This is a genomic window from Desulfatiferula olefinivorans, assembly GCF_054657895.1.
The window spans coordinates 50,631-72,193 of sequence record NZ_BAAHXV010000019.1 but is presented as its reverse complement, the minus strand read 5'-3'; the positions used below and the strand labels follow the sequence as shown (position 1 = coordinate 72,193).

General features: G+C 59.8%; 19 protein-coding genes. 13 read left to right on the top strand and 6 right to left on the bottom strand.

Annotated features, from left to right (window positions below; translation table 11 throughout):
- The first annotated feature begins 28 nt into the window (after positions 1 to 28).
- The 8 genes from ACYQ11_RS13960 to ispH all read left to right on the top strand — a co-directional run bounded on the left by ACYQ11_RS13960 (position 29) and on the right by ispH (position 8,934).
- Positions 29 to 949, top strand: coding sequence for a respiratory chain complex I subunit 1 family protein (locus tag ACYQ11_RS13960; RefSeq protein ID WP_459924414.1), 921 nt, complete (start codon positions 29 to 31; stop codon positions 947 to 949).
- A complete protein-coding gene (locus tag ACYQ11_RS13955) occupies positions 946 to 1,587 on the top strand; it encodes a hydrogenase (RefSeq protein WP_459924413.1) in 642 nt (213 codons plus the stop codon). Before ACYQ11_RS13960 ends, ACYQ11_RS13955 begins: the two co-directional genes overlap by 4 nt.
- A 9-nt stretch (positions 1,588 to 1,596) precedes the next feature.
- Complete coding sequence (locus tag ACYQ11_RS13950; RefSeq protein WP_459924412.1) at positions 1,597 to 3,018, top strand: proton-conducting transporter transmembrane domain-containing protein; 1,422 nt, start codon at positions 1,597 to 1,599, stop codon at positions 3,016 to 3,018.
- Complete coding sequence (locus ACYQ11_RS13945) at positions 3,018 to 4,532, top strand: hydrogenase large subunit (RefSeq protein WP_459924411.1); 1,515 nt, start codon at positions 3,018 to 3,020, stop codon at positions 4,530 to 4,532. The genes ACYQ11_RS13950 and ACYQ11_RS13945 overlap by 1 nt, the downstream gene beginning before the upstream one ends.
- Positions 4,533 to 4,575: 43 nt before the next feature.
- Entirely contained in the window at positions 4,576 to 5,322 is a 747-nt protein-coding gene (locus ACYQ11_RS13940; protein ID WP_459924410.1) for an NADH-quinone oxidoreductase subunit B family protein, read from the top strand.
- Between the two features lie 195 nt (positions 5,323 to 5,517).
- On the top strand, positions 5,518 to 6,276 hold the full coding sequence (locus tag ACYQ11_RS13935; protein ID WP_459924409.1) for a ParA family protein: 759 nt from the start codon (positions 5,518 to 5,520) through the stop codon (positions 6,274 to 6,276).
- A 52-nt stretch (positions 6,277 to 6,328) separates the two neighbouring features.
- Positions 6,329 to 7,204: a ParB/RepB/Spo0J family partition protein gene (locus tag ACYQ11_RS13930; RefSeq protein WP_459924408.1), complete on the top strand. Its 876-nt coding sequence runs from the start codon at positions 6,329 to 6,331 to the stop codon at positions 7,202 to 7,204.
- Positions 7,204 to 8,934 (top strand): 4-hydroxy-3-methylbut-2-enyl diphosphate reductase, encoded by a 1,731-nt coding sequence (ispH, locus tag ACYQ11_RS13925; protein ID WP_459924407.1) that lies wholly within the window; start codon positions 7,204 to 7,206, stop codon positions 8,932 to 8,934. Before ACYQ11_RS13930 ends, ispH begins: the two co-directional genes overlap by 1 nt.
- 5 nt (positions 8,935 to 8,939) lie before the next feature.
- Here ispH and ACYQ11_RS13920 read toward each other — a convergent pair whose 3' ends face one another.
- The 4 genes from ACYQ11_RS13920 to ACYQ11_RS13905 form a co-directional block, all read right to left on the bottom strand.
- The gene (locus tag ACYQ11_RS13920) at positions 8,940 to 9,662 is read right to left on the bottom strand and encodes a 4'-phosphopantetheinyl transferase family protein (RefSeq protein ID WP_459924406.1); all 723 of its coding nucleotides are present in this window, start codon (positions 9,660 to 9,662) and stop codon (positions 8,940 to 8,942) included.
- The gene (locus ACYQ11_RS13915) at positions 9,659 to 11,758 is read right to left on the bottom strand and encodes a hybrid sensor histidine kinase/response regulator (RefSeq protein ID WP_459924405.1); all 2,100 of its coding nucleotides are present in this window, start codon (positions 11,756 to 11,758) and stop codon (positions 9,659 to 9,661) included. Before ACYQ11_RS13915 ends, ACYQ11_RS13920 begins: the two co-directional genes overlap by 4 nt.
- Positions 11,759 to 11,925: 167 nt before the next feature.
- The gene (locus ACYQ11_RS13910; RefSeq protein ID WP_459924404.1) at positions 11,926 to 12,624 is read right to left on the bottom strand and encodes an anaerobic ribonucleoside-triphosphate reductase activating protein; all 699 of its coding nucleotides are present in this window, start codon (positions 12,622 to 12,624) and stop codon (positions 11,926 to 11,928) included.
- A 53-nt stretch (positions 12,625 to 12,677) separates the two neighbouring features.
- Positions 12,678 to 14,759: a ribonucleoside triphosphate reductase gene (locus ACYQ11_RS13905; protein WP_459924403.1), complete on the bottom strand. Its 2,082-nt coding sequence runs from the start codon at positions 14,757 to 14,759 to the stop codon at positions 12,678 to 12,680.
- Between the two features lie 465 nt (positions 14,760 to 15,224).
- Between ACYQ11_RS13905 and ACYQ11_RS13900 the strand changes: the two genes are divergently transcribed.
- Complete coding sequence (locus tag ACYQ11_RS13900; RefSeq protein ID WP_459924402.1) at positions 15,225 to 15,473, top strand: hypothetical protein; 249 nt, start codon at positions 15,225 to 15,227, stop codon at positions 15,471 to 15,473.
- Between the two features lie 27 nt (positions 15,474 to 15,500).
- On the opposite strand, the gene ACYQ11_RS13895 is transcribed toward ACYQ11_RS13900, so the two are convergent.
- Positions 15,501 to 15,860 (bottom strand): DsrE family protein, encoded by a 360-nt coding sequence (locus tag ACYQ11_RS13895; protein WP_459924401.1) that lies wholly within the window; start codon positions 15,858 to 15,860, stop codon positions 15,501 to 15,503.
- Positions 15,861 to 16,132: 272 nt separating this feature from the next.
- Between ACYQ11_RS13895 and ACYQ11_RS13890 the strand changes: the two genes are divergently transcribed.
- From ACYQ11_RS13890 to ACYQ11_RS13880, 3 genes are all read left to right on the top strand, one after another.
- Positions 16,133 to 16,879 (top strand): J domain-containing protein, encoded by a 747-nt coding sequence (locus tag ACYQ11_RS13890; RefSeq protein WP_459924400.1) that lies wholly within the window; start codon positions 16,133 to 16,135, stop codon positions 16,877 to 16,879.
- Between the two features lie 94 nt (positions 16,880 to 16,973).
- Positions 16,974 to 18,329, top strand: coding sequence for an MORN repeat-containing protein (locus tag ACYQ11_RS13885; RefSeq protein ID WP_459924399.1), 1,356 nt, complete (start codon positions 16,974 to 16,976; stop codon positions 18,327 to 18,329).
- Positions 18,304 to 18,516 carry a hypothetical protein gene (locus ACYQ11_RS13880; RefSeq protein WP_459924398.1) on the top strand — a complete coding sequence of 71 codons (213 nt, stop codon included), beginning with the start codon at positions 18,304 to 18,306 and terminating at the stop codon, positions 18,514 to 18,516. The genes ACYQ11_RS13885 and ACYQ11_RS13880 overlap by 26 nt, the downstream gene beginning before the upstream one ends.
- A 26-nt stretch (positions 18,517 to 18,542) precedes the next feature.
- On the opposite strand, the gene ACYQ11_RS13875 is transcribed toward ACYQ11_RS13880, so the two are convergent.
- The gene (locus ACYQ11_RS13875) at positions 18,543 to 19,616 is read right to left on the bottom strand and encodes a hypothetical protein (protein WP_459924397.1); all 1,074 of its coding nucleotides are present in this window, start codon (positions 19,614 to 19,616) and stop codon (positions 18,543 to 18,545) included.
- Between the two features lie 306 nt (positions 19,617 to 19,922).
- On the opposite strand from ACYQ11_RS13875, the gene ACYQ11_RS13870 reads away from it, so the two are divergent.
- Complete coding sequence (locus tag ACYQ11_RS13870) at positions 19,923 to 21,521, top strand: bifunctional aminoglycoside phosphotransferase/ATP-binding protein (protein WP_459924396.1); 1,599 nt, start codon at positions 19,923 to 19,925, stop codon at positions 21,519 to 21,521.
- The last annotated feature ends 42 nt before the right edge of the window (positions 21,522 to 21,563 follow it).

The window sequence follows — 21,563 nt, the reverse complement described above, 5'->3', positions numbered from 1 at the left end:
GCGGCCTAACGCGCGTGAGGAGAGTGAGATGATCAAACCATTGATTCTTTATGGGCTGGCCCTTCTGGCGGCGCCGTTTTTCTCGGCGGTGATCCTGAAGGTCAAGGCGTTTTTCGGAGGCAAGAAAGGCCCCCCCCTCCTGATCAACTACTATACCCTGATCAAACTGTGCCGGAAGGGGGCGGTCTACAGCACCAGCACGACCCTGATGTTCAAACTGGGGCCCATGGTGTCCCTGTGCGCCGCGCTGACCGTGATGCTGTTTTTGCCCATCGGCGGCTACCCGTCGATCCTGTCCTTCAACGGGGACGTGATCTTCATTTTCTACCTGCTGGGCCTGGGACGGTTCTTCACCATCGCCGCCGCCCTGGACACGGCCTCGCCCTTCGAAGGCATGGGGGCGGCCCGGGAAGCGTATTTCCCCATCATCTGTGAAGCCACCATGTTCATGATTCTGGTTCTGCTCTACAAGCTGACACAGGATCTTCAGCTGAACGCTTATTTTGCCGGCAGCCGGCCCGGAGGCCTCTGGCAGGTGGCCGGGTCGCCGATGCTTTTCGTGACCATCGCCCTTTTTATCATTCTCCTGACCGAAAATTCGCGGGTGCCCGTGGACGACCCGGCCACCCACCTGGAGCTGACCATGATCCACGAGGTCATGGTCCTCGATCACAGCGGGCCGGATCTGGCCCTGATCGAACTGGGGTCCTTTCTGAAACTGTTTTTCTATTCATCGCTGGTGGCCCGGCTGGTCTTTCCCTTCGAACCCGGTCACTTTCTGGTCGATATCGGTCAGTTCGCCCTGGCCCTCATCTCGGTCTACGTGGTCGTCGGCGTGGTCGAATCCGTGATGGCCCGGTACCGGATGGACAAGGTGCCCAAGTTCGTCCTCACGTCCTTCGTCCTGGCCTTTTTCGCAACCATCATCACCCTGGAGTTTATCCGATGATCGAACCCCTTGATACCATACTGTCGCTGGTGCTGCTGTCCATTCTCTTTTCCTTCGGGTCCAGCCTGCTGCCGGGCCTGATCGAGGTGATCGCCTTTCAGGGCGTGGTGGTGTCCATCGTGCCGCTGTTTCTCACCCATGACCTGGTGGCCGGGGATATCGTGTTCACCCTGGTGACCCTTCTGATCCGGGGCATCGTCATTCCCCTGTGCATCTACCTGGCGATCAAGCGGATCGCCATACGGCGGGAGGTGGAGCCGATCATCGGCTTTCATGCCTCGATTCTGGCCGGTCTGGTCATGATCGTTTCGGCGGCCTTCGTCAGCCGCATGTTCGACGTGCCCTCGATCAGCGCCAGCGCCCTTCTGCTGCCCACCACCATCAGTCTGCTGGTGGGCGGCATGTTCATCCTGATCGCCCGGAGAAACGCCATCGCCATGGTTCTGGGCTACATCATGATGGAAAACGGCATTTACCTGGTGGGCACGACCTTTTCCGTCCGCGCCCTTCACATCGTCGAATTCGGCATCCTTCTGGATATCCTGGCCGCCGTCATGATCATGGCCATCATCCTCCAGAACATCAACATGACCTTCGACGATGTGGATACCGCCCTTTTGAGAACCCTTAAAGAATAGGTGAGGACGATGGTAGAACTGATTTTTCTCATTCCCTTCGTCACAGGCCTCATCGCCTTTTTCGTCTCGCGCAATTACGGCAGGCTTCTTCTGGTGATGACCGGCCTGGCCCATCTGGTGCTGTCCGTGCTTCTCTGGGCCGTCCGGCCTGCGGCCCAGTTCCCCGATTACTTTGCCGTCAGCCCCGAGGGCCTTTTGTCGCTGATCGTGATCTCGCTTCTGTTCTTCCTGATCTCGATCTATTCGGCCTCCTATCTCAAGGTGGCGGAAATTCATTCGGAGCGGATGTTCACCGGCTGCATGCTTTTGTTTCTGTCAACCATGACCATGGTCACGGTGTCCGACCACATCATGGTCATGTGGATCGCCATCGAGGCCACGACCCTGGCCAGCGCACCGTTGATCTACACCTACCGGACGGCGGCCTCCCTGGAAGCCACCTGGAAATACGTGCTGATCTGTTCGGTGGGCATCGCCATGGCCCTTCTGGGCTCGGTGCTGATCACCGTGTCCATGGACGCGGGCAAGGTCGACGCCCTGGTGTCCTTTTCCGCCCTTTCCGCCGTGGCGGACCGCCTGGATCCCCTGTGGCTCAAGGCCGGGTTCGTCTTCATTCTGGTCGGCTACGGCACCAAGATGGGGCTGGCCCCCATGCACACCTGGCTGCCCGATGCCCACAGCGAAGCACCCAGCCCGGCCTCGGCCCTGTTGTCCGGCGTGCTGCTCAACTGCGCCTACCTGGGCATCTTCAAAACCAACAAGATCATGCACGCGGCGGGTCTGGGCGATTTTGCCGGTCTGACCCTGATGTTCTTCGGACTGATCTCCATTCTGGCCGCCGCCACCTATATTCTCAAGCAGACCGAATACAAGCGTCTTTTGGCCTATTCGAGCATCGAGAACATGGGCATCATCGCCTTCGGCACCGGCGTGGGGGGGCTCGGGGCCTTTGGCGCCATGATCTGCCTGATTCACCACAGCCTGATCAAATCTTCGCTGTTTCTGACCTCGGGCAACATCCTTCTGGGCTTTCGGTGCAAGATCATCGAAAACATCGGGGAACTGGCCACCCGCATGCCCCGGACCTTCGTCTCGTTTTTCGGCGGGTTTGTGGCCATTTCGGGCTTTCCGCCCTTTGGAATCTTTGTCGGGGAACTGCTGATCATTTTCGGGGCCTTCAAGGCCGGCCATATGATCGGCGCCTCCGTGTTTATTTTGAGTATCTGCGTGATTTTCGCGGGGTTCTCCAATCAGGTGATGAAAATTTCCTTTGAGGAATCCCAGACCGACCACCGGATCCACGCCACCACCAACATGATCTGGCCCCAGTATGTGCTGCTGTTCACCTCGGTGGTGCTGACCGTCTGGGTGCCGGACACCCTGTATCAGGCCATTCTCGATGCGGTGACATCCATCGGCGGAGGATTGTGATGACGACCTTGTTTAAACCCATTGTAAACGGACAGGCCCTCCGGCGTTCGGAGATACCCCACCTTTCCTTTGACGATTTCCGGGCCGAAGCGGTGAGGCTGGTGCGAAACGGCGCCCGGGTGGTCCAGTTTTTCGCCTATCCGGATGAGGGACGGCTCAAAATGCTGGCCGTGCTTCGCACCGCCGAGCTTTGGGCGGCGGGCTGCGACGCGCCGGACGTGTTCGATTCCCTGACGGCAGACGCCGAACCCTTCCATCTGTTCGAGCGTGAAATGGCCGAGCAGTACGGCCTGGTCCCCCAGGGCCACCCCTGGCTCAAAATGGTCCGGTATCATCCGAACAGCACCGGACGGCCCGATGTCTTCGGCAACGATTACACCCAGGACATTCCCGGCAACTACCCCTACTATGCGGTCAAGGGGCAGGAGATTCACGAGGTGGCCGTGGGGCCGGTGCACGCCGGGGTCATCGAACCCGGTCACTTCCGCTTCAACTGCATCGGCGAGAGGGTGCTTCACCTGGAAATCCAGCTGGGGTATCAGCACCGGGGCGTGGAACACCTGATGACCGCCTCGCCCATGAAACGCCTGCCCATCATCGCCGAGGGCATCGCCGGGGATACCTCGGTGGGCAACGCCCTGTGTCTGGCCCAGGCCGTGGAAGCCCTGACCGGAACCGCCCCGGATTTCGGGGCTCACATCATCCGGACCATCGGCCTCGAACTCGAGCGCATCGCCAACCACACCGGGGATCTGGGGGCCTTGAGCGGGGATGTGGCCTTTCTGCCCCCGGCCAACTATTTCGGAAGGATGCGCGGTGATTTCCTGAACCTCAGCCTGCTGCTCTGCGGAAACCGCTTCGGCAAGGGCCTGGTGCGTCCGGGCGGCACGCGGTTTTCCCTGCCCAACGACCTTCGGCGGACCATGAACGAGCGCATCGGGGTGCTTCGGACCCAGACCAAGCATGTGCTGGACCTCTTGTTCACGACCTCCAGCGTCCAGAGCCGGTTCGAGCGCTGCGGCGTGGTGTCCCGGGACGACGCGGACCGGCTGGGCCTGGTGGGGCCGGCGGGTCGGGCCAGCGGGCTTGCCTACGACGCCCGGCGATGCTTCCCCACCGAGTACTATCCCCGCCTGGATATTCCGGAAAACGCCAAGACGACCGGCGACGTCCATGCCCGGGCCACCATCCGGGCCGAGGAAATCCTCCAGTCCGTCACCATCATCACCGCCCTTCTGAACGGCCCGGTGGACACGGACTGCGTGGTGGAATCACAGACCGACTATGCCCTGTCACCCGCCTCGTTCGTGGTGACGGTCAACGAGGCCTGGCGCGGGGAGCTGTCCCACGCCCTTCTGACCGACGGGGAGGGGCGCATTGTCCGCTACAAGGTCAAGGATCCGTCCTTCCACAACTGGAACGGCCTTTCCATGGCCCTGAGGGATACGGGGATTTCCGATTTTCCCCTGAACAACAAAAGTTTCAACCTGTCTTATTGCGGGTACGACCTCTGATGAGGCGGCCTGTTGGGATATCACTTTACAGAGAGACACGATCATGCTCAAAACACTGAGAAACCGATTTGAACAGGGCTACCGGACCAGCGCCTACCCCAAGGCGACCATCGAGCTGCCCGAGCGCTACCGGGGACGGCCGGAGCTCAATCGCCAGGCGGCCCAGGATATGATCGACGCCTGCGCCGAGGCCTGCCCCCAGGAAGCCATCGACGCGAAGAACAAGAAAATCGATCTGGGGCGCTGCGTGTTCTGCGGCAACTGTGAACGGCTGTCCGGCGGAAAGTTTGTGACCTTTACCCGGGATTTTGAACTGTCCGTCTCCGAACGCTCCCATCTTGTCATGGACAAAACCCTGCCGGTGCTGGCCGATCACGCCAAGCAGCATTTCAAGAAGCTGTTCGGACGTTCCCTCCAGCTCCGCCAGGTGTCTGCGGCGGGATGCAACGCCTGTGAGGCGGATCTGAACGTTCTGGCCACACCGTTTTTCGATCTGGGGCGGTTCGGCATCAATTTCGTGGCCTCGCCCCGCCATGCCGATGCCGTGGTGGTTACCGGTCCCGTGTCGGACAACATGAAAAAGGCCCTGTTTGAAACCTATGACGCCATCGCCGCCCCCAAGGTGGTCATTGCCGTGGGCAGCTGCGCCATCAGCGGCGGACCGTTCCGGCAAAGCGGGGTCGTGGCCCAGGGACTCGAGACCCTGCTGCCGGTGGATCTGTTCATTCCCGGATGTCCTCCCCATCCCCTGACCAACCTTCACGGATTTCTGGCGTTTTTCAAACGCTGAGCAGGAAGGGGCACGGCCGACGACGCCCGGGCCGACGGGGCAAGGAAACAGGGGCGGCGCCGGCCGGACGAATAAGAGCTATTTGCTTGAATTTACAATTGTTTTGTGCGGGCTGAGGCCGGTCTGGAAGGAACCTGACCGGCCGCTTGTATTTTCTTTGCAATTCATTTTTTTTGTGATAGTGTTTTCCGCACTATGGCAACCATTATCTGTATAGCAAACCAAAAGGGCGGTGTGGGTAAGACCACGACGGCCATCAACCTGTCGACGGCCCTGGCGAGTTTGTCCCGGAAAACCCTTCTGGTTGACTGCGATCCGCAGGCCAACGCCACCACCGGCCTGGGCATCGACAAGTCGGCCATCAAAAAGAGTCTCTACCACGGCCTGATCGGTGAGGTGGAGGTGGCCCGGACCATCGTGCCCACCACGGTTGAGAACCTGGACATCGTTCCGTCCCGGGTGGAACTCATCGGGTTTGAGGTCGAAATGATGTCCGACGCCGGACGGGAACTGATCCTCAAGCAGTTTCTGACCGGGGTGAACGGCAGTTACGACTATGTCGTCATCGACTGCCCCCCGTCGCTGAGTCTTCTGACCCTCAATGCCATGGCGGCGGCGGATTCCATCCTGGTCCCTCTTCAGAGCGAGTTCTACGCCCTTGAAGGGCTCAGCCAGCTGATGCAGACCGTCAAACGGATCAAGCAGAGTCTGAATCCCAAGCTGAGAATCAACGGCATTCTCCTGACCATGTTCGACAAACGGACCAACCTGTCGTTTCAGGTCGCCGAGGAGGCTGAAAAGCATTTCAGCGATCTGGTCTACACGACGCGTATCCCCCGGAGTGTCCGTCTTTCCGAGGCGCCAAGCTTCGGAGAATCCATTTTCACCTACGACGCCATGTCCGTGGGAGCCAAGTGTTACATGGCTCTGGCCAAGGAAGTGGTCGCCCGCTGATCACCGGGCCTGGCGTGTGATACCATTCTGATGAAGGTCATCGTGTGTTGATATGAAAGCGATCAAAGGACGAAAAAAACAGGCCCTGGGTCGTGGGCTCAGTGCCCTGATTCCCGAGCCCGAAGCCCCTGCCGAGGAATCGGGCGAGTATTTTTTGTGTGATATCGACCTGATCGTTCCCAATCGGTATCAGCCCCGCCGGATTTTTTCCGAAGAGGAACTGGCCGATCTCTGCCAGTCGATCGTCGAACAGGGGGTGATCCAGCCGCTGCTCGTCCGCCGGGATGACACGGGGTATGAGCTGATTGCCGGGGAACGACGCCTGCGGGCCTCGAAGATGGCCGGGCTCGACACGGTGCCGGTGGTGATCAAGGATATCACGGACCGCGAAATGCTGGAGATGGCCATTGTCGAGAACATCCAGCGTGAGAATTTCAATCCCGTTGAAGAAGCCGACGCCTACCATCGCCTGATCGAGGAGTTTGGCCTGACCCAGGACCAGGTGGCAACCCGCGTGGGCAAAAGCCGTCCGGCCGTGGCCAATTTCCTGCGTCTTCGTCAGCTGCCCGTCCATATCAAGGAAAGCATCAACCGCCAGGAAATCAGCATGGGCCATGCCCGGGCCCTTTTGGGAGCCGAAAGCCCCTCCCAGCAGGACAAGGCCTGGAAAACGGTTCTGTCCCGGGGGCTGTCGGTACGCGAGACGGAAAGCCTGATCCGACGATTGAAAAAGGCGGCCGACGACGAGGCCGCCCCCCGTGAAAAAACCCCCGATGATCGTTACTTCGACCAGCTGTCCGAGCAGCTGTCCAGAGACTACGGCACCAAAGTCCAGATCCACCGCAAGGGGGAAAAGGGCCGGGTTGAAATCGAATTTTACAGCAACAGCGACCTGGACCGCCTGCTTTCCCTGCTTCAGAAACCCTGATGAAGATCACCATCGCCAAGACCGCCGGATTCTGCATGGGGGTTCGCCGTGCCGTGGAAATCGCCCTGGACCAGGCCAATGCCCGGGGGGAAACCATCTACACCTACGGCCCCCTGATTCACAATCCCCAGGTGCTTGCCCTGCTTGAAGAAAAGGGGATCCCCGTCCTTCACGAGATCCCGGAAAAGGGATCGGGAACGGTGCTGATCCGGGCCCACGGGGTGCCGCCCGAGTCCATTGAAAAGCTCAAGGCCGCCGGCTTTTCCACCGTGGACGCCACCTGTCCCCGGGTGATCAAGGTCCAGCGGATCATCCGGCGCTATGCCCGAAAAGGCTTCCATGTGATCATCATCGGCGACGCGGATCATCCCGAGGTCATCGGACTCAACGGGTACGCCGAAGGCCGGGGTGTCGTGGTCAGTTCCATGGCGGCGCTCAAGGATCTGCCCGTCTACGACCAGGCGATCATCGTGGCCCAGACCACGCAGAACATGAAGTTTTTCGATGAGGTCAAACGTTGGGCAGCGGCCGCCCATCCCCATTACGAGGTGTTTGACACCATCTGCGATTCCACGGAAAAACGTCAGAACGAGGTGCTGAATCTGGCCCGGACCTCCGACGCCGTGATCATTGTCGGCGGCAAGAACAGCGGCAACACCCAGCGTCTGGCCGAGCTGGCCAAGCAGGCCGGGCGTCCGGCCTACCATATCGAATCCGAGGATGAACTCAACCTTTCGGAGCTGGCTTCGGCCGAATCCATCGCCATTTCCGCCGGGGCCTCCACACCCAACTGGATCATCAACCGGGTGTACCGTCACCTGGAAAACCACCTGACCGGCATCAAAAAACCGTTTCGAAAGCGGATTTACGAATTCCGTCAGTTCCTTTTGCGAACCAATGTCTACCTGGCCCTGGGAGCCGGGAGTCTGTGCTACGCCTGCTCCAAACTCCAGGGCATCGAGCAGGGACTGGTGTCCGCCCTCGTCGCCATGGTCTACGTGCTGTCCATGCATATCCTGAACCACCTGACCGCCATCCACGCCACCATGTACAACGAGCCGGACCGGGCCGAGTTCTACACCCGGAACAAGGCGCCTCTGGCGATTCTGGCCGTGGGGTCGGGGGGGCTGGGGCTGCTTCTGGCCCTGGTGCTGGGGCCGGTGCCCTTCGTGATGCTGCTGTGCATGAGCCTGATGGGCCTGTCCTACAACCTGAAACTGATCCCTTCGGGCGCCTTTGGGGGGAAGTACAAACGAATCAGCGACATACCCGGTTCGAAAACCGTGCTGATCGCCCTGGCCTGGGGCATCGTCACCACCCTTCTTCCCGCCCTGGCCACCCGCGAATCCTTCAGCCTATCCACGATCCCCGCCTTTCTTCTGGCCACAGGCATGGTGTTCTCACGGACGGTGTTCTACGATATTCTGGACATGCAGGGCGATCGCATCGTGGGCCGGCGGACCCTGCCCCTTTTTCTGGGGGACCGGAAGACCCTTCGTCTGCTGCGGCGGATCCTGGTCAGCCTTCTGGTGATGCTGCCGCTGTGCAGTGCGGTCCGCCTGATTTCAAGCCTGGGCTATTTCCTGGCGCTTTTTCCGGTGATGATGCTGGGGCTTTTGTACGTTTACCAGCGCCGGGGGCTGGTGTACAGCACCCTCCTGGAATTTCTCATCGAATCCCCCCTGATCCTTACCGGGTTCATCGCTCTCACCTGGACGCTGAGCGTATAGACAGATCAGACATCGGTCTCGGTGATCAGGGTGAAGGCGTAATCGGAAAAGGTCACCCGGCTGTCCACCGTGATGCCGGTGACCGGACGGCCGTGGTGGTAGATCTTTCCATCTATAATTTCCACCGTTTTCAATCCTTCGGCGAATCCCTTTTTGATGTATTTGAGAAAGGCTTCCTTGGCGGTCCAGTTGAGGTAGAGTCTTTGGTCGCCGCTGTCCCGGTACCGGGCGATTTCCCGTTCGGAGAAGGCCACCCGCATGATGGTCTGCATGCGCCCCGCCTCGACGGCCTCGAGGTCCACGGCCAGGTTGCGGCCGGTCAGGTCCATGGCGGCGGCGGCGTAGTCACCGGAATGGGTGATGCTGATGCTGACCCCCGGAAAATCGGGAAGATAGGGTGCGCCTCCGGTCTCGGCCCGGATCATCACATGGGCCGGGGGACCGAGTCCCAATGTTTCGGCCAGGCGTTTGACCGCCATCTTGCCGGCCATCCACTCCACCTGCTTTTTCAGTACCTTGAACCCGTTGATGACCGCCATGTCCGATTCGGAAAAAAAATCCCCCAACAGGCCGTCGGTCGTCAGAAGAAGGCTTTTCCGGCGGCGGAAATCACCGGTATCGTCCATAGCCGCGATACGCCGGACAAAGCCGGGAAGGTGGATGAAGCAGAGGCGGCGAAGGGGAGTCAGGGTTTCCTGCCGCTCGAAGGGAAGGGCTTGGGGGGTCACGCGTCGATGATTTCCCGGATTTTGTGGGACAGGGCCGTGATTTCAAACGGTTTCTGGATAAATCCATTGCAGCCCCGGTCGAGAATGTCCATGGCCTTGCCGTCGATGCTGTACCCGCTGGACAGCAGCACGCGCACATCGGGGTTGATGGTCTTGAGCCGGTCGTAGACCTCGCCGCCGCTCAGGTCCGGCATGATCATGTCCAGAACGACCAGGGAAATCTCGTCCTGGTGCTCGGTGTATACGGAAATGGCCTTGAGGCCCCCTTCGGCGGGCAGGGGGTTGTAACCCAGAAGGGTCAGAAGTTCACACCCCAGGCCCACCAGCACCGGATCATCGTCCACGAACAACACGGTCTCGCGGCCTTTGACCAGTTGGGGGGCTTTTTTCTCACGGATGACGGTTTTCTCCCTGGCCACGGGAATGTAAATATAAAAGGTCGATCCCCTGCCTTTCTCGGATTTGACGCTGATGTACCCGCCATGGGCCTTGACGATACCGTAGGCCGATGCCAGCCCCAGGCCCGTGCCCCGACTGATGTCCTTGGTGGTGAAAAAAGGCTCGAAGATGTGGGGCAAAACCTTCTCGTCCATGCCGGTGCCGGTGTCCGTCACCGACAGGCAGATGTACTGCCCCGGTTTGGGGTCGTACCGTTCGCCGCCGAAATCCAGGTGGGTGACCAGGGCGGTCCGGAACGACAGGTTGCCGCCCACGGGCATGGCGTCGGCGGCGTTGATGCACAGGTTCATCAGCACCTGTTCGATCTGTCCCTGGTCGGCGATGATGCCGGGCAGGTCGTCGGCCAGATCGAACAGGACCCTCAGATCCCGGCGGGTCATGGCAAAGGTGTCCACGGTTTCACGGACCAGATGGTTCAGATCCACGGCCCGGACTTCGTATTTGCCCTCCCGGGCGTAGCCGATCAGCTGGCTGGTCAGGCGGGAACCGCTGCTCACCTGCTTGTCGATGTTCTGCAGCATTTTGTAGTGGCTGTGATCGGGCGGGGTGTCCAGAAGCATCAGTTCGGCGTAACCCCGGATGGCCATCAGCAGGTTGTTGAAATTGTGGGCGATGCCGCCGGCCAGGGTGCCGATGGATTCCATCTTCATCGCGTAGTGAAGCTGGGCTTCCATGCGTTTTTTTTCGGCTTCGGCCTTTTTTCGCTCGGAAATATCCCGGACAATGCCGCGGAATCCGACGCGGCGGGATTTCCGGGTCCGGATCAGGGCCACGGACAGCTCGGCGAAGAACTCCTCCCCGTTTTTGCGGATCAGCGGGCATTCGAAGGCCTTGACCTTTTCACCGGTGTTGTAAACATGATTGAAGGCACGGAACACCTTGCCGAAACTTTCCTTGCCCATGTAGCGCCGGTTGTTCATGTGCATGAGCTCGCCTTCGGTGTATCCCAGAATGTCGCTGAACACACTGTTGAAGAAGGTCAGGTTGCCCTTGAGATCGACCTCGTAGTAGCCCTCGATGATGTTGTCCAGGATGTCGCGGTATTTGGACTCGCTTTCGTGCAGGGCCTCCTCGTTCATCTTGCGTTCGACGGCCAGGGCCACCTGGTCGGACACCGTCACCATGATCGAGACGTCGTCGTGGGACAGGGGGGACCTTCCGGCGTAGTCCTGAACCACCATCAGACCGATGACCCGTCCCTTGACGAACAACGGGGTGCCGATCCAGACCGAGGGCCGCGTGCCGCGTGCTTCGATCAGGTTGTCGTCCATGTCGTCGCCGGTGACAAACAGGGGCTTGCCGCTTCGGATCACCGACAGGGCCAGGCTGCGGGTTTTGGGATTGCTGATGTTTCGGATCTGTCCGATGGTGTTTTTTCGATCCTTGACATAGGGAAAGTAGAGGCTGTCTTTTTTTTCATCGATGAGGCCGATGGCAAAATTTTCGACAAACACGATGGCGGACAGGGCGCGATGGATGGTGGCGTAGAAGTCACCGAGGCTCCCGGCGGTGCCGACGGCCCGGGAGATGCTCAGCAGTACGGCGGAAATCTCATCGGTTTTCCGAAGTTGCTCAAGGTCGGTTTCCAGTTGCTGAATGCGTGCCTCAAGATCGATGTGTGATGGCTCGTGGGCCATGACCAGGTCTCCACCGTTAAGAATCAGACAGCCTGCCAAACGAAACACAGATGAATAAAAATCGAAAAGAAGCGCGTCAAGCCGTGCTTTCCCGTTCACATCGATGTCAGTTGCCGGGGATTATAACCAAATCATGGACCGGTGTCAAACACGGTTCACGTTCTCGATTATCGAATGCGGCAATCGTTGATCCAGGGTCGGGCCAGGGCCGCCAGGGACGCCATGTCGTCGGGGGTCAGGCCCGGATCGCCTCCCTTGAAAAAGTCGGGGTCAAGGGTGGTGCCGGGGCGGAACCGCTGGAGGGTATATCGTCGGGCGCCCCGGATCGGTTCGATCAGGCGGTCGAATCCTTCCGGGCTGACAAAGGGCCGCACGCAGGTGGTCCGGAATTCATAGTCCGGGGCCGATTCCATGATCACCCGGATGCTGTCCGAAAGGCGGGCCGGATCACACTCGGTGGTGATGTGGGGCCGGTAGTCGACAAGGGCCGCCTTGATGTCCATGGCCACGAAATCCACGAGGCCTTCGGCCAACAGGGACCGCAGGGCCTGGGGGCGGCTGCCGTTGGTGTCCAGCTTGACCAGATAGCCCAGCTGTTTGGCCCGGCTGAGAAAGGACACCAGGCCGGTCTGGAGGGTGGGTTCGCCGCCGGAAACGACCAGGGCGTCCACCAGTCCCCGGCGCCGGGTGAGAAAATCAATCACCCGGTCCGCAGCCTCCGAATCGGAAGGCGGAGGCATGCGGGGCACCAGATCCGGATTGTGGCAGTAGGGGCAATGAAAATTGCACCCCTTGGTAAACACCACGCAGGCGATCTTTTCCGGGTAGTCGACCAGGGAATTGGGAATGAAGCCGCCAATGTTCATGGACCGTCACCGTGATACCCGGGGGCGGAAAGACACCCGCCCCCGGAGGGCCGTCAGGAAGCCACTTTGAAGGTTTTTCTCATGCCGAACTCACAGCGCTTGCCGTCGTTCCACTGCTGAACCGGTCGCAGGTAACCCACCACGCGGGAATAGATTTCCGTTTCTTCACCGCAGACCGCGCAGCGGGAGACTTCACCCCGGATGTACCCGTGGGTGGGGCAGACGCTGAACGTGGGGCTCAGGGTAAAGTAGGGCAGGCGGAAATTGCCGGACACCTTTCGGACAAAGGCCTTGATGGACTCGATATCCGAGACCTCCTCGCCGAGGAACAGATGAAGCACCGTGCCGCCGGTGTATTTGGTCTGAAGTTCGTCCTGGAGTTCGAGCACCTCGAACACGTCGTCCGAATAGTTGACCGGCAGGTGGGTGGAATTGGTGTAGAAGGGCTCCGGACTGTCGTTGTTGGCGAACACCGCTTCCGGATGGGCTTTTTTGTCTTTCATGGCCAGACGGTATCCCGTGCCCTCGGCGGGGGTGGCTTCCAGGTTGAAGATGTCGCCGGTCTCCTCCTGGATCTGTTCCATACGTCCGCGGATATGGTCCATGACCTTGATGGCGAAGCTGTGGCCGTCTTTGGAGGCGATGCCTTCACCTATGAAATTCTGGCAGGCCTCGTGCATTCCGATGATGCCGATGGTCGAGAAATGGTTTTTCCAGTAGATCCCGTTCTGCTCCTTGATGTGACGCAGGTAAAACTTGGAATAGGGATAAAGGTTCTTTTCCGTGAATTCCTCGAGCACCTTGCGTTTGATGACCAGGCTGTCTTTGGCCAGATCGATCATGCGGTCGAGCTTTTTGAAGAAATCGTCTTCGGTGACCGACAGGTAGCCGATGCGGGGCAGGTTGATGGTCACCACGCCGATGGAACCGGTGAGGGGATTGGCGCCGAACAGGCCGCCGCCGCGTTTGCGCAGTTCCCGGTTGTCGAGGCGCAGTCGGCAGCACATGCTTCGGGCGTCGTCGGGGGACATGTCCGAGTTGACGAAATTGGAGAAATAGGGAATGCCGTATTTGCCGGTCATCTTCCAGATCAGGTCCAGGTTGGGGTTGTCCCAGTTGAAATCCCGGGTGATGTTGTAGGTGGGAATGGGAAAGGTGAATACCCGTCCCTTGGCGTCCCCTTCCATCATCACCTCGGCAAAGGCCCTGTTCAGGGTGTCCATTTCTTCCTGGAAGGCAGCGTAGGTTTCCTCCTTGTATTCACCGCCCACGATGACCGGCTGGTCCTTGAGGATGGACGGCACCTGGAGGTCCATGGTGATGTTGGTGAAGGGCGTCTGGAATCCCACCCGGGTGGGGATGTTGATGTTGAACACAAATTCCTGAATGGCCTGTTTGACCTGCCGGTACGAGAGGTTGTCGTAGCGGATGAAGGGGGCCAGAAGGGTGTCGAAGTTGGAAATGGCCTGGGCGCCGGCGGCCTCACCCTGGAGGGTGTAGAAAAAATTCACCACCTGGCCCAGGGCCGAGCGCAGATGGGACGGCGGTGCGCTTTCCACCTTGCCCGGCACGCCCTTGAACCCGACCTTCAGAAGGTCCTGGAGATCCCAGCCCACACAGTACACGGACAGAAGGCTCAGGTCGTGGATGTGCATGTCGCCGTTGTTGTGGGCGTCGCGCACCTCTTTCGGATAGATGCGGTTCAGCCAGTATTCCGAGGTGATGTCCGAGGAAATGTAGTTGTTCAGCCCCTGGAGCGAATAGCTCATGTTGCTGTTTTCCTTGATCTTCCAGTCCAGCTTCTTGATGTAGTTGTCCATCAGGTCCGTGTTGGCCTTGATGGTGATGTTACGAATCTGGGTCCGTTGTTCACGGTAAAGAATATAGGCCTTGGCGGTTTTGTAGAAGGGGGAGTCCAGAAGAACCCGCTCCACGATGTCCTGGACTTCCTCGACTTCGGGCCGGGGGCCGATCCGGAGTTCACGGGCCAGGGTCAGGACGCGCAGGGTCAGCTTCTTGGCCTCCCGCTCGTTGAATTCGCCGGTGGCCTTGCCGGCCATACTGATGGCGCTGGTGATTTTCGATGAATCGAATTCCGCCACATGCCCGTTGCGTTTTATGATGGTTTCAAACACGGCTGCCCCCTCCTGTACGTTGACGTTGATACGGTGTCCGGCCTGCTTCCGATTCTTTCGGGGTAACGGCGGAGACATGATCCACAGGATCGATGGCCCCTCTTTCCGTTGACGACAAAAACAATCATGTCTGCCTGTCACATTCAAACAGGCGACGGAAACGGTCGATGATAAAAACGGATTCAGCCGCCGGTGACTGCCGGCGGATCTGTTTGTTCAATTCGATGAAGATGGACCACAATTACACAAGATGTTGTCCTGTGTCAAGGGGGTAAAATCTATATATGGTATTTTTTGTCAAAAACCACCCATGGAGAAAGCCAAGGGATTTCAGGCGGCTATCCGGTCGTTCGAGACTGTCGAATCGGCCCCTGTGCTTGATTTTTTCTGAATTTGCCGTAATATGAAGCACATAATGGCATTGGTCGCTTGACGTGGACACGATTGAAAAAAAGAGGGGGACCCATGGGGCTCGGACCCGATCCGGTCTTCAGGAAAATGATTGCGGCCTGGTATGAATCGGAACCGGCCTGTTACATCCTGATGACCCTGATGATACTGGTGCTTTTGTTTGGTGTGGCGGGGGTGTCCGTGGCGCTCACCGAGCCTGCGTATTTGTCTCTGGTCTGGGTGCCCGGGCTGCTGATTGTGCTGGCGGTCCTGATGATCCTGTCCTGTGTGTTCCAGCTGATGAACCTTTACGCCGAAAAGTGACGGCCGGACACCCCTTGCGCGAAGGGGTCAGAGGCTGATCACGCTGCCTGTGCAGGCCAGGTCGATCAGTTCTGCGGCAGAACCCATCCGGGCGCCGTCGATCAGGTCCGCCTCGGTGATCTGTCGGGTTTTGGCGCAGGGGGTGCAGACGATAATGGGCACCTCGAAGGCCTGGAGATGGGCCATCAGATCCTCGGCCACGTCGCCGGTGGCGGCCCGGAGAAACTCGATGACGCCTTTTTTGGCCAGATAGACCGCCTCGTCGAGCAGAAAGAGGCTGACGCGCTTGCCCTGCTTCTGGGCCACGGAGGCCAGATGGATGGCGCGGGTCGAACGATTGGGGTTGTCGGTGCCGCACGAGGCGACGATGGTGATCTGATCGGTCATGGACTCCTCCGGATGACGGTTTGGGGTGATCGGGTTAGGCGCACCGGCCTGATGTCTGACAATGGATGCCATTATAGGCCGGACGTCGGGAAAAGAAAAGAGGGAAGGGGATCGGCGTACAAGATATCAACAATCATCTTGACAATACCACTGTATATAGTATTGATAAGGCATGTTACGATCAGCGGAAGGGGTGCCGGGCATTCCGGCGGCCGAATGCCCGCCGGGATGGATCCGATCTTCAACGTCATGGCCAAAGATAAAGGAACGATATGCTGACAACCCTGTCCAGCGCGGATTTTCTTCGTGCCTGCCAGATTCTTTTCAGTCCGGATATTCCTTTTTCACCGTCGTTTGTCAACACCCTGGATCCGTCGGTTCTGAAAACAGCCTTTCGGAAGAAAGCTCTGGAAACCCATCCCGATCGCGCCCGGGCCCTGGGACGAGCGGAAGCGGATCAGTCACGGATGTTCCAGGAAGTGAAACGGGCCTATGAGGCCCTATTGCCCGTGGCCGAAAAAACAGTGACCGTCGATGCCGGCGCCGGAGTCCGGCGGGGGCATCCCGGCGCCGCGACCCGACCCCGGCCCCGGCCCGGCAACGGCCCGGTCCGGTCTGCGGCGGGCTCGTATTACCGGGGTATTCTTCCCGGTCAGCGCCTGAAGCTGGGGCAGTACCTCTACTATTCAGGTGTGATCACCTGGCGCCACCTGATCGACGCCATCTCCTGGCAGCGCAGGATCAGGCCCCGCTACGGTCAGATCGCCCTTGACTGGAACATCATCACGGCCCACGATGTGGTTCAGATCCTTCAGAACAGAGCCCGCGGAGAACGGTTCGGGGAATACGCCCGGCGCGAGGGGTTTGTGTCCGGGTTCCAGCACATGGCCATCATGGGCAAACAGAATCGGTTCCACCGCAGGTTCGGGGATTATTTCGTGGTCCACGGCCTTTTGTCGGAACGGCAGGTCGAGATCCTCGTCCGGAGGGCGATGCAGCACAATCAGATGCACGGATGACGGCATCGGGAGTCATACGGATACAGTCAGCCGGATCGGCTCGCGACGGAGCCGGTCCGGCTTTTTTTTCATGGGTTTTCGATAAGGTGGGGGTATGAAGGTCTCTTCGGTTTGTGTGTGGGTCTTTCTTGCGATGATGATGACGGCATGTGTGTCCTCATCCCGGGGGATCAGGGAGGGCGGCGGTGAGTGTGTCGGCGGGAATTGTATCGACGGCTCGGGCGAGAAGCGCCTGGCCGACCGGGGGGTCTACCGGGGAGATTTTGCCGAGGGGCTGTTTTCCGGGGCAGGACGTTACGAGTGGCCCGACGGCCGGGTGTACATCGGTGAATTCAAAAACGGTCTCATGGACGGCAAGGGGAACGTGAACTTTCCCGACGGCGCCTGCTACAGCGGAGGGTTCGCCGGGGGCGCCATGAACGGGTTCGGCTCACTGTCTCTTTCGGGCGGGGCGCGTTACGCCGGGGAATTCAAAGACGGGCTGTACGAGGGTCTGGGCACGCTGACCCATGTGGACGGCCGGCGATACAGCGGCTATTTCAAAGCCGGTCGCAAGCACGGATTCGGAACCACGCTGTTCACCGGCGGGGTCCGCTATGTGGGCGAACACCGTGACGGCCGCATCGAGGGCACCGGCACCCTGATCTATCTGAACGGGGACCAGTACACCGGTGCGTTCAGGGAAAATACCTTCAACGGGGAAGGGTGCCTCACCGCCGCCGACGGCAGCGTGTGCGCGGGACGATTTGAGAAGGGCGAGCCGGCCGGAGCCGGCCGGCTCGCCTTCCGGAACGGAACGGTGTACGAGGGCACGCTCAATGCCGACTACCGCATGAACGGGACGGGCACCCTGATCCGTAGCGACGGCACCCGGTACCGGGGGGAGTTCAAAGACAATCTGTTTCATGGTAAGGGGCAGTTTTTTTTCGCCGAAGGGGTCTGTTTTTCCGGCACCTTCGAAGACGACGGCATTGCCGGAGCCGGCATCTGGCTGTTTCCCGACGGCAGCCGCCTGACGGGCCGACTTCACACGGGGGGGCTGTTGACCCGCGATGCCGCATCGCCGTTTGCAGGCAGACAGGGCGACGGGCCGGCCTTCAGGGTCTTTGAGGTCACCGGTGAGGGCGTGTTCCGGTATGCCGACGGCAGCGAGTACACCGGAGCCTTGATCCGGGGTGTGAAACATGGTATGGGCTGGTTGAAACTGGCCGACGGCAGTCGTTATGAAGGGCATTTCGACCAGGATCGCTATCACGGCGAAGGCTGCCTGACCACCGGCGACGGCAGGCGTATCGAGGGAATGTTTAAAGATGGCCGGCCACCGTCGCCTGAAACGCCGGCCGAAACGATCATCGAGTCCGCCGATGGCGAGGCGGCCGCGGCACCTGCCGACAGTACATCAACGGAAAACAGTGAGGACACCGATGAAAAAGACCGTCACATCGATTGATGAGCAGATACTGAGGGCCAGTAAGGAAATTATCGTCAAATTCATCGAGGTGGGGCGTGTGTCGCCCTCGGGCTTCGGCGAATCGTTTCGGGATATCTATCGCGCCATCGATGCCGCGGTCAAGGGTGCCCAGGATCCGGATCAGGGCGTTCAAACGACCGGCGAGCAGGCACCGCCCGAGGCCTGATCCCCCGCCGTTTCGGGTCCTTCTCCTTACCGTCGATCCCGACCGAGCAGTCGCCTGCTCCGGGAGAGGGCCGCATCAAAGACACCCATGTCTTCCCGCGCATAATCATCGAACCCCTGCTGGATTTCGATCTCGACCTCGTCGATCATAACGGGGTGGTAGGGGTGTCCTTCCCTGAAATGCCCTTTTTCGATGAGGGTGTTGATCAGGTCGATGCCCGCTTTTTCCGCCGCGTAGATCGCGTTGATACCGATTTCCGTTTTCATGTCTTCGAGTTCGGGGCGGGTTTTCGGCAGTTCGCCGATCCATCGCGTGTTGACGGGCCTGACCACAAACACCCGATCCATGGCCACAAGCTCCCGCAGAATCACCGGTCTGAAATATTCCCCGTCGATGTTGGGGCCCAGGTCCTCGGCAAATCCGTAGTCGTAGAGCCGGAGGGCGTCCCGGACCGCCGAGGGGGTGATCGCCCGGTACAGGACGTTCCGCGACCCGGTCCGGTCATGGAGGTTGAGCGCCTGACGAGCGGTATCGTTGACATAGACGGTTTCACAGCCTTTGCCCGGGTTGTAGCTGTTGAACAAAATGCCGACCCGCCCCTCGTCGTTGAAGCACCGGCTGACGGCATGGTAAAACGAGTCGGGGAAACAGGGTGTCAGCCATTTTGAGGGAATCAGGTGATAGAAATCGGACAGGGTCGTGAATGACGCCGGGCGGGTCAGGTTTCTCAGGACCAGCTGCCAGCTGTTCATGGCGACGTCGTTGAAAAATTGGGGATAGTCCGGCTCGATTTTCCCCGGCCGCCCCCACAGCAGCTGGGAGATCGCGCCCATGGGGCCTTCGGGCACGCTGTCGATGTCCTCCTTGAGAATCGAGCGCAGAGAAGAGGCCGTGTCCGCAGCCCGGCCCGCAGGCGGTTCGGCCGGATCATTCAGGGCTTTCAGATAATTGAACACCCAGTAGATCTGGCCGGATGTGCACGAGATGACCCGGGGGATGACGCCGACGGCCAGGGCCGCCTGGAGAAATCCGGCCCCGTGGGCATTGTTGCCGGCAAGACCGCTCAGGGCAAAGGCGATGTTTTTCGGTGGATGGTTCATGGTGGTGTCCTCCGCAGACGGCCGACCGGAGTCGGCCGGCCGTCGTCATGGGTGATGGTGAGACGTGTCGGGCTCCGGATCCGGGTAGTTGCCCGGAACCGGGGTCGGGGAAACAGGCGGGAATATAATAAAATGTTACCTCTAAAATGTCAATATTATGATTGATCGGAGCGTGGTGCGTCTCTGCAATGACGTTGACAAAGAAGATTGATGGTGATAAAAAATAATAAAAGCAAATAATTATATCTCAGGCCTTTGGCCGTGAACGCCCCTTAGCGCCCTCTTTATTTTAGGAGCTGGGCCGCCATGAAGAACGCGACAACATACCGCCCGTCGGATCTTTACGATCAGATGGAAAGCCCGGCCTTTTATCCCCATCCCGCGGACACCGTCACGTCCCTTGAAACCCACATTTCCCATGTCGTTTTGGCCGGTGATTTTGTTTACAAGATCAAGAAGCCGGTGAATTTCGGATTTGTCGATTACGATTCGCTGGACAAGCGCCGGTTTTTCTGTGAACGGGAGGTGACCCTGAACCGCCGTCTGACCGACGGCGTTTATCGGGGCGTTGTCCCGATCACCTGTCAACACGGGCGCTTTTGTCTGGACGGCCCGGGTCCCCCCGTGGAGTATGCCGTGGTCATGCGGCGGCTTCCCGAATCATGCAGTTTGAAAAATCTGGGCCGGCCGCCGTCCGATGCGGTTCTCCGGGACCTGGCCGCCCTGATCGCCGCGTTTCATGAACACAACCCCGCGGCCGAGCCCCCGCCCCGGGCCGAGACCTTTAAACGGCTCTGCGGCCATTGCCTGGAGAATTTTGGGCCGGGGGCCGGCAGCCTGGTCAGCCGGGAGTGTTTCGACCGGGTCCGGATGCGGACGGAAAGGATTCTTGCCCGTGATCGTCCGCTTTTTCTCCGGCGGATGACGGCAGGACGGTTTCGGGACGGTCACGGCGATCTGCGGTGCGGCCATGTTTATCTGACCGATCGGGGGATTCAGGTTCTGGACTGCATCGAGTTCAACGACACGCTGAGGTATCTGGATGTGGCCTCGGATACGGCTTTTCTGGTCATGGACCTCGAATTCCTGGATCAGCCCTGGGCGGCCGGGCGGTTTCTCACGCATTATGCGGCATGGGAGAAAGACGCCGGGCTGTACCGGTTTATCGATTTTTATAAGGCTTACCGGGCCATGGTGCGATTCAAGGTCGATCGGATCCGGATGGAGACCGGACATCTTGCCGCGCCGGAAAAAACGGCGACGGCGTCACGTATCCGAAGGTACCTGGCCCTGGCCGAGCGGTTCAGCGAAACGGCCGACCGGCCCAGACTCTGGATGGTCTGCGGCCTGCCCGCCTCGGGGAAAAGCACCCTGGCCTCGGGCCTGAGCGGGGCCATGACGGCGCGGGTGATCCGTTCCGACGCCGTGAGAAAACAGCTGTTTTCTTCTTCGGGCCGGGAGCCGGACGATCAGCCCTTCGAAACGGGGATTTACGAAAAGACCGCCACGGAAACAACCTACGACCGGATGATGACCCTGGCCGCAACGGCCCTCCGCCGCGGCCGATCCGTGGTTCTGGACGCCACCTTTCGTCTGCGGCGGCATCGGGACGCCGCGGCGCGTCTGGCCGCTGCCGAAGGGGCCGATCGGATCGCCGTCGAATGCCGGGCGACCCGGGCCGACCGGACCGCCCGGCTTTACGGGCGGGAAGGACGCAGGGACCTTTTGACGGACGCGCGCATCATTCATCAGGAGCCCATGGAGGCGCAGTTCGAGCCCCTTGCCGAGGTTGACGCCGGATCACGCCTGATCGTCGATACCCATGCGCCGCCCGAGGTTTGTCTACGTCGGTTGCTGGCCGATGCCTACACCCGCAGTCAGCGGGCATTGATTGATATACCGTGAATCCGGCGCCGCCTGGTGTCGCGCGGCCGGAGAAAGGAGGTC